8 protein-coding genes are annotated in these 7,943 nt (G+C 49.5%); 6 read left to right on the forward strand and 2 right to left on the reverse strand.

Features of this window, described 5'->3' with window-relative positions; genetic code table 11:
* The 6 genes from AQR02_RS31230 to AQR02_RS10515 all read left to right on the forward strand — a co-directional run.
* Nucleotides 1-1,333 (forward strand): (2Fe-2S)-binding protein (locus tag AQR02_RS31230; protein WP_148449150.1); only part of this gene is annotated, 1,333 nt, incomplete at its 5' end.
* Nucleotides 1,334-1,352: 19 nt separating this feature from the next.
* The gene (nirD, locus tag AQR02_RS10495) at nt 1,353-1,664 is read left to right on the forward strand and encodes a nitrite reductase small subunit NirD (RefSeq protein WP_054942066.1); all 312 of its coding nucleotides are present in this window, start codon (nt 1,353-1,355) and stop codon (nt 1,662-1,664) included.
* Between the two features lie 85 nt (nt 1,665-1,749).
* The gene (cobA, locus tag AQR02_RS10500; RefSeq protein WP_054940517.1) at nt 1,750-2,517 is read left to right on the forward strand and encodes a uroporphyrinogen-III C-methyltransferase; all 768 of its coding nucleotides are present in this window, start codon (nt 1,750-1,752) and stop codon (nt 2,515-2,517) included.
* 114 nt (nt 2,518-2,631) lie between these two features.
* Entirely contained in the window at nt 2,632-2,964 is a 333-nt protein-coding gene (locus AQR02_RS10505; protein WP_054940518.1) for an iron-sulfur cluster biosynthesis family protein, read from the forward strand.
* A gap of 165 nt (nt 2,965-3,129) precedes the next feature.
* Entirely contained in the window at nt 3,130-3,888 is a 759-nt protein-coding gene (locus tag AQR02_RS10510) for an alpha/beta fold hydrolase (protein ID WP_054940519.1), read from the forward strand.
* Between the two features lie 107 nt (nt 3,889-3,995).
* Nucleotides 3,996-5,879, forward strand: coding sequence for a sedoheptulokinase (locus AQR02_RS10515; RefSeq protein ID WP_054940520.1), 1,884 nt, complete (start codon nt 3,996-3,998; stop codon nt 5,877-5,879).
* Between the two features lie 306 nt (nt 5,880-6,185).
* Here AQR02_RS10515 and AQR02_RS10525 read toward each other — a convergent pair whose 3' ends face one another.
* Together AQR02_RS10525 and AQR02_RS10530 are read right to left on the reverse strand one after the other, a co-directional pair.
* Complete coding sequence (locus AQR02_RS10525) at nt 6,186-6,545, reverse strand: hypothetical protein (RefSeq protein ID WP_159067735.1); 360 nt, start codon at nt 6,543-6,545, stop codon at nt 6,186-6,188.
* Nucleotides 6,546-6,629: 84 nt separating this feature from the next.
* Complete coding sequence (locus AQR02_RS10530) at nt 6,630-7,874, reverse strand: MFS transporter (protein WP_054940523.1); 1,245 nt, start codon at nt 7,872-7,874, stop codon at nt 6,630-6,632.
* Between the last annotated feature and the right edge of the window lie 69 nt (nt 7,875-7,943).

Below are 7,943 nucleotides of genomic sequence, written 5' to 3' on the forward strand. Positions count from 1 at the left end.
CGCGGTGTTGTTCGGAGACACGGGAGACGGGGCGCAGCTGTTCTCCATGATTAAGAATCATGAGAATATTAAAGGGATGGAAAAAGAGCTTCTGCTCGGCGTATCTTCAGATGCGCTGGCATCACCAAAAGGGAACCGCCTGGAAGCGATGGCTGATGATGAGATTATCTGCGGCTGTAACGGCGTCTCTAAAGGCGCAATAGCTGAAGCGATACAATCCGGCGGATGTACCAGTGTTGGAGCGATCAAAGCCTGCACGAAGGCTTCGGCTTCCTGCGGCGGCTGCAAGCCGCTGGTGGAAGGATTGCTTCAATTATACGCCGGTGATAATGCTGTAACGGTGAAGGAAGGCATTTGCGGCTGCACCACGCTTGGACGTGATGAGATTGTTGCCGAAATCAAACGCATGGAGCTGAAGACGGTCAAGGAAGTAATGAATGTACTGGACTGGAGCAATGATGAAGGCTGTTCGAAATGCCGTCCTTCCCTGAATTACTATCTGGGTATGCTGTGGCCGGAAGAATATATTGATGAAAAGGAATCCAGATTCACGAATGAACGGTATCATGCCAACATTCAAAAAGACGGAACCTATTCCGTAGTGCCGCGGATTTACGGCGGGGTAACCACACCGGCCGATCTGATCAAAATCGCTGAGGTTGCCGCCAAATTCGATGTTCCCATGGTGAAGTTCACCGGCGGACAGAGATTGGATCTGCTCGGCGTCAAGAAAGAGGATCTGCCGAAGATGTGGGAAGAGCTGGATATGCCATCCGGCCATGCCTACGGCAAGACCCTCCGGACTGTCAAGACTTGTGTCGGCTCTACCTTCTGCCGGTTCGGTACCCAGGATGCAATCGGCATGGGAATCCGGCTGGAGAAAGCCTTCGAACGGCTGAACACTCCGGCCAAGGTGAAATTGGCAGTATCCGGCTGTCCGCGTAACTGCGCAGAAGCAACCATCAAGGACTTCGGTGTCGTTGCGATCGATGGAGGCTGGGAGCTGCATATCGGCGGCAACGGCGGTGTGCATGTCCGGGCAACGGATCTGCTCTGCGTAGTGAAAACAGATGATGAGGTGCTGGAATGGGCCAGTGCATTCCTACAATACTACCGCGAGAATGCCGGATGGAATGAGCGGACCGCCCAGTGGGTTGAGCGTGTAGGGCTGGACAGCATCAAGCAGGCGCTTGATGACAGGGAAGAGCGCCTTGCCCTGAAGGAGCGGATTGAAGCCACCCTGCGATTGACAAGCGACCCGTGGAAGCAGATTGTCAATGAGCCGGAGCTGCGTAAAAATTTCGAGCCGATTACACAACCTGAGACGGTATAAGGAGGCCCTACCCATGACAATGACCAAAATGCTCGTAGGCAATGTAAATGAAATTGATATTAAAGGGTCCCGGAAGCTGCTTGTGGGGAATACCGAAATCGCCTTGTTTCGCCTAACAACAGGAGAGGTCCTGGCTGTTGAGAACAAATGCCCCCACAAAGGAGGCGCTTTGTCCGAAGGCATGGTCTGCGGCTCAAAAGTTCATTGTCCGCTCCACGACTGGCGGATTGATCTGCACAGCGGCAATGTTCTTGCCCCGGATACAGGCCATGTGACGACCTATGAGGTAGAAATTGACCCTGAAAGCGGCAGTATCTATCTGACAATATAGTTTTTAAGCACAGTAAAGGCGGGGATAATATGCATGATTATGGAAATATAGAGACCGTCAAGCTGGCCTCGCTGGAGGAAAACTTATGAAACAGGGCAGCATATCTATCGTCGGTGCAGGCCCGGGCGATCCCGAGCTGATCACGGTCAAGGCCATGCGCCGCATTCAGGCGGCAGATGTTATTCTGTATGACCGCCTTGTGAACGAAGAACTGCTGGACTATGCATCAGGTGACGCGATCCGCATCTATTGCGGGAAGGCTCCTGGGCAGCATTCCATGCCTCAGGAATCCACAGAGCGGTTGATGATCAAGCACGCTGCAGCAGGCAGCCATGTGGTCCGTTTAAAGGGAGGGGATCCGTTCGTTTTTGGCAGAGGCGGGGAAGAAGCGCTTGCCGCCGCCGCTGCTGGAATACCGTATGAGATCATTCCCGGAATCACTTCAGCCATCGGCTCAGCCGCTTCCGCCGGTATTCCGCTTACCCACCGCGGACTGGCCGCCTCATTCGCCATCGTGACCGGCAGCCGCTGTCAGGACGCTGCTGCTCCTGTCCGCTGGGATGCATTGGCCCATAGTGTGGATACTTTGGCAATCTATATGGGTGTCAGCCGGTTAAGTGATATCTGCGGACAACTGATGAAGCACGGCAAAGATCCGCAAACTCCGGTTGCTTTAATCGAGAACGGAACAACTTCAGGCGAGCGGACGGTCACCGGAACGCTCGGCAATATTGGTAAGCTGGCGGCAATGATGAAGATCCATAATCCGGCAATGATTATCGTCGGAGAAGTAGTTAATGTAAGAGAGCAGCTGCTAAGTCTGGAGCATGCGGCCCGTTCGCAGATCGGTTGAGCCGGGAATGTCACAAAGGTAGTGAGTGCGGTCACACGGGTGGAAGGTGCAGCCAGGATATATTTACGGTATACTCTATTCACAGACTGCACCGTTCCAAGGAGGTAACTATCTATGCACATTCAACTCGATCCGCTGACTACAGACCGGCTTGCCAAGAGTCTTGCCGGCCAGCCGGGATCCTTCAAGCTGTTCTATGATACGGAAGACTGCGGCTGTAATGGCGTGCTGGTCATTCAGATTATTACTGAGCCAAATGCAACAGATATTGTATTTCAGCAAGAACCGTTCACGTTTCTCTGTGACCGTCAGCAGGAGTCATTGTTTGATGAGGTCATGCGGCTGGAAGCGGAAGAGAATTATCCCGCTTACAAGCTGACCAGTGATTCTACGCTGTTCGGCAGTAATATCAGGGTAAGGGACACACGTCAACAAACGGTTAATTAGAATTGTGAAACGTCATTCAGCAAATCCCGTTTGCCGGAATCATCGGCAGACGGGATTTTTGCATAGTCAGGAGGCGCAATAGGAATTAACCCAGGAGCTTTTGAAACCACTTCATAAAGAGGTCGTACTCATTGACATATATATTAATAATGTGAGGTGTTGTACTTGGGTATTGAGAGGCAAATTGTAAATACTTCAAAAGGAAGGCTGCAATATAACATCATCGGTAACGGAAAACCGGCGATTGTATTGATTAATGGCGGCTCGGGACCTATTGAAGGATGGATGAGAATTCTGCCGCAACTTGCAAATTGGTCATCTGTATTTTGCTATAACCGCTTTGGTGTTGCGGGAAGTGACAAACCTCAAGAACCCCAAGACGGGCGTACCATCATTGAAACCTTACGGGAAGTATTAAAGATAACTGGTCTTGAACCTCCATATTTATTGGTCGGACATTCATTGGGCGGATTATATGCAAATTTGTATGCCCGGCGGTACCCGAATGAAATAGCAGGGGTTGTATTTCTTGAATCAAGTCATCCGAAAGACATGGGGCTGGAGGAATATCAAGGAAAGGTAATCAAGAGGATCAACAAGATGTTGTCGGTATTCGATTCCTTATCTCCATATAAGAAATTCAATGAAGTCAATTTTGTAAAGGAAACAGTACAACAAATTCTTACTTCCAAAGCGTTTCCGGACATCCCGGTATGTGTAATAAGCGGGGAGAAAAATAGTAAAATGATGCCGGAGATCGTCCGCACGAAACGACTGGAGCATCAATTGGAGCTACTCACTTTATCCTCAAACAGCAAACATTTCCCTGCTAAAAATAGCGGACATTTCCCACAGTTCTCAGAACCCCAGATCGTTATTAACGCAATTCGGGAATGCTGGGAGCAAATGAAAGAACCCCTTTAAACAGCAAACAGCAAGCCTCCACAAAAGGGACTTGCTGATTGTTGAAGAAGTATCTGAATTTAAGTTTTAATCCTGTAATAAACCATATGCACAGAGGGGGAACACAGATGAAGTTTATAGGACTGGATATTGGTACCACATCAATCACCGGACTGATCTATGACCTGGAACAGAAGACTGTTGTCTATTCCGTCACCGAGGACAGCGGCACCGGCACACAGGAGCATAGAGAAGAGTGGGAACGGCTTCAGGATCCCGAATCTATCATTAAGAGAACCAGTCAGATTCTTGAACGACTCTATTCCAGGGAGAAGGAAATAAGCGGAATTGGCCTAACCGGACAGATGCACGGAATTGTCTATACGGATAGCAGGGGGCAACATGTCAGTCCCTTATATACATGGCAGGACGGCAGAGCGGGTCTGCCAATTGAAGACGGCTCTTCTTATGCACAGAAGCTGAGTGAGACTACAGGCTATACCGTTGCTCCGGGTTACGGGCTTGCCACTCATTACTATAATATCCAGAACGGGCTGGTTCCAGCTGCAGCGGTCAGCTTCTGTACGATTGCTGACTATGCCGCGCTTCGGCTGACAGGAAGCAGGTTGCCGTTAATCGATCCAACTCAAGCTGCCGGTATCGGGTGCTACAGTTTTGATGCGGGAGGGTTTGATTATGGGGCGATTGAACGGGCTGGAATACATACGGGGCTGTTGCCGCAGGTGGTATCTTCCGGTACGGTGATTGGAACCACGTCAAGCGGGATCCCGGTATACTGCTCGCTGGGGGATAATCAGGCCAGCTTTCTCGGCAGTGTTCCGGTTCCTGATGAATCGGTATTGCTTAATATGGGTACGGGAAGCCAGCTTTCCGTTCTGCTGCCTGATGGTGAGTACCAGTTAGAGGGGATGGAGATACGGCCTTTTCCCGGCGGAGGTAGGCTTGTAGTCGGTGCGGCACTCAGCGGAGGGAAATCCTATGCACTGCTGGAACATTTTTTCCGGGAGCTAATTACCGCCTACACGGGAGAGGCACCGGGAAAACTGTACAGCTTCATGGAGCAGCTTCTAAGCGATGGAGAAACCGCCGGAACAGAACTGACAGTGAATACGCAGTTTCTCGGCACACGTACGAACCCGGAAGTGCGCGGCAGCATCGGGCAGATTTCGCTGGATAATTTCACTCCTGCCCGTCTGGCTCATGGATTCCTGCAGGGAATGATTGATGAGCTGTACGCATTCTATACGACACTGACTTGTTTAACGGGTAGCGCCTTTAAGCATATGATAGGGTCCGGCAATGCACTGCGTGCCAATGCTGTGTTATGCGCAAAAGCGCAGTCCACTTTTAAGCTGCCGCTGGCTCTTAGTTATTCACCGGAAGAAGCTGCGGTGGGAGCGGCACTCTATGCTGCTGTAGGGGCTGGCGGGGTAGAAAGCTTCACCGAAGCCGGTCAATATATCGGCCTGGAGCTGCCGGCAGACCCTAGACCTGTTGTTCCCGAAGCGGACAAACAGCGGCTGATTAAGCTTTACGGATTAACGTCTCATAAGGATAAAATCAAGGTAACTCCAGGAGCTTCGATTGGCCCGCTGCGGCTTGGAATGTCCCGGAGTGAAATTGAAGCAGAAGGTGCTGATTTCCCGGTATTCTATAAAGCTGAATATGATCCTGAAGGACTGGCGAATTTTATTGAAATTGCTAACCCGGAGGAGGAAGCGTTCTGCATGTTTGGTGAGACTGATCTGTTTCGTACCCCGGCATCGGAGCTGATTGAAATTCTGGATCGAATTTCCCCATATGCCCGCGATCATGCCGAGACAGGCTGTACTTATGCTTTTCCTCTTCTGGGATTTACGCTTTGGCGTTCTATCGCGCTTACTGAAGCTGATTTGCTGACAGACGAGTATCTGTCACTTCCCCCGGATATATATGAGGATGAGAAGCGACGACTCTATTTTGAATCCGTATCCGTATATCCGGCCCAGTAGCAGCACTGAAAGCTAGCAGATTATTTCAGCATGGAAAAGTCCAAATGATACGTGATGGATTGTCCTTCACTGGAATAAGAATAAATCAGTTCAGCCGGTTTACTGAAATCAATGGCCAGGATATCAAAATATGGAATCAAGATGTTTACATAAGCCGGATTGTTATTGCCAGTGGTACTAGCATATTCGTTTTTTCCAGTTATACTTGTATGCTGCAACACATTGGATCCTTGCTTTAACACGATATCATATTTTTAGCGAAGTCAGCCTTATCTCCATATGCTTTAACGCTGAATCCCAATGTACCTAAGCCAGACAGATCTTGCTTGATTTTTTTGCATCATTAAATGTGTACTTTTGATCCTTGCTGATAGCAGAATAGGACATCATAGCGATATAGTAATAAGGAGTATTGACACTAATTGCGGGCTGCCATTTACCCATTTTATCGTTCATAATGCGAAGCCGCTGGGACGCCTGAAGTTTGGGAAGCGACTGAAAGCCTCCATATCCTATAGCGATGGCCTCCTTCATCTGATTATCTGACAAATTAAAGATATTATTATAGATTTGCTGATTGGTGAATTTCTGATTTGGGGCACTAGATAAATTGGATTTTGCAAATGTGATCACAGAGCACACAAGAGAAATGACTGTAATAGCCATAATTATTTTCTGTTTCAATTCTAAGCACCTCAGGATAAGTAATGATGATATTTTACATCAATTGAAATAATAGATATATAGAGTTTAACCACCAGCTCCCCGCTGCCTCCAGAGCGGGCTCAACCAGCAGCCGGCGAAGATCAGTAAATTTACAGCAATAGTGATCAGAAATACGGTACGTGGACCGGATTCCTCGGAGATCCAGCCGGACCCCATAATCGCAAACGGCATCCCCAGCTTGAAAATCGAACCGGTAATCCCGCTTACCCGGCCAATGAGAGGATAGGGTGTAGTCTCCTGGCGGAATGTCCAGATGCTGACGGTGCTGACCGTCTCGAAACATCCGTACAGGAATAAGCCGAGGGCGAGAAGGTAAGCAGAGTGGGAGATGAAGAAGATAATACTCGTAAGCCCGGTGAGTAAGCTGGACAAGGTCATTAAACGGCCAACCGGGAAATGACGCCGCAGTCTGCCGATCAGCAGGCTTCCAGCTAGCCCGCCGACTCCAGCTGCCGAGAATACGATCCCAAGCTCCAGATTGCTCAGCTTCAGCTCATCCTTGGCGAAGAAGATAATGGTAGTGTCCACCATACCGGATGAACAGTTGAGAAACACAACGGCGATGCTCATCGCGAGCAGCAAACGGTTCGTGCGCAGCTCCATCCAGCCTGCCTGAAGCTCCTTCCAGAAGCCTTCCCTGCTATGGGCTGCGATTCTTGGAGTTTCATCCGTTCTTACAAAGCTTAAGGTGACGAACGCCAGGCTGAAGGCGACTGCTGTTAGCAGCAATGCTTCATGCAGCTTTGGCAGCATTAGCAGGAGTCCGGTCAGCACGGGTCCTGCGATTCCGACAAAGGTCGTGACGAAGTTATAGGAAGCATTGGCCGATGTGAGCATGGACTTAGGCAGAGAATGCTTCACCATCGCAACCCTGGCATTTGAGTAGGCATATCCAAAGGTCATCAGCAGAAACCCGGCTACATAGAACATGAATAATGAATGGCTGCCCCGCTCAATCGCCAGATAAAGACCGGCAAGAATTACAATCTGCAGCAGAATGGCGGTTAAGGACCATCTCTTCTTATGCGCTCTGTCAACAAGTACACCTATGAACACCGCGAGCAGCAGGTTCGGCAGAAACTCAATGCCCCGCATTGTGGACATCACGACTGAGGATTTCGTGAGATCATATAGAATGAGGGGAAGCGCAAGCTCATAAATTTTATTCCCTAATGCCATGACGGCACCCGCGCCGAGCAGAATCATAAAGGCTGGACTGCGCCAGGTCCGCGGGACTGCTGTATCCATCTGTACATTGTGTTTGGACATATCTGTTTGCACACTCCTCTTTACCTGTTGGTGTCATCAAATTATACTTTTGGAAAAGTGGAAGTAAAA

The sequence above is a fragment of the Paenibacillus ihuae genome, from assembly GCF_001368795.1.
GTDB classification, from domain to species: domain Bacteria; phylum Bacillota; class Bacilli; order Paenibacillales; family Paenibacillaceae; genus Paenibacillus_AQ; species Paenibacillus_AQ ihuae.

Excerpts from the sequence above, each read along its gene's own strand:
- AQR02_RS10530 (WP_054940523.1), bottom strand. The coding sequence starts at position 7,874 with ATGTCCAAACACAATGTACAGATGGATACAGCAGTCCCGCGGACCTGG.
- cobA (WP_054940517.1), top strand. The coding sequence starts at position 1,750 with ATGAAACAGGGCAGCATATCTATCGTCGGTGCAGGCCCGGGCGATCCC.
- AQR02_RS10515 (WP_054940520.1), top strand. The coding sequence starts at position 3,996 with ATGAAGTTTATAGGACTGGATATTGGTACCACATCAATCACCGGACTG.
- AQR02_RS10525 (WP_159067735.1), bottom strand. The coding sequence starts at position 6,545 with ATGGCTATTACAGTCATTTCTCTTGTGTGCTCTGTGATCACATTTGCA.
- AQR02_RS10505 (WP_054940518.1), top strand. The coding sequence starts at position 2,632 with ATGCACATTCAACTCGATCCGCTGACTACAGACCGGCTTGCCAAGAGT.
- nirD (WP_054942066.1), top strand. The coding sequence starts at position 1,353 with ATGACCAAAATGCTCGTAGGCAATGTAAATGAAATTGATATTAAAGGG.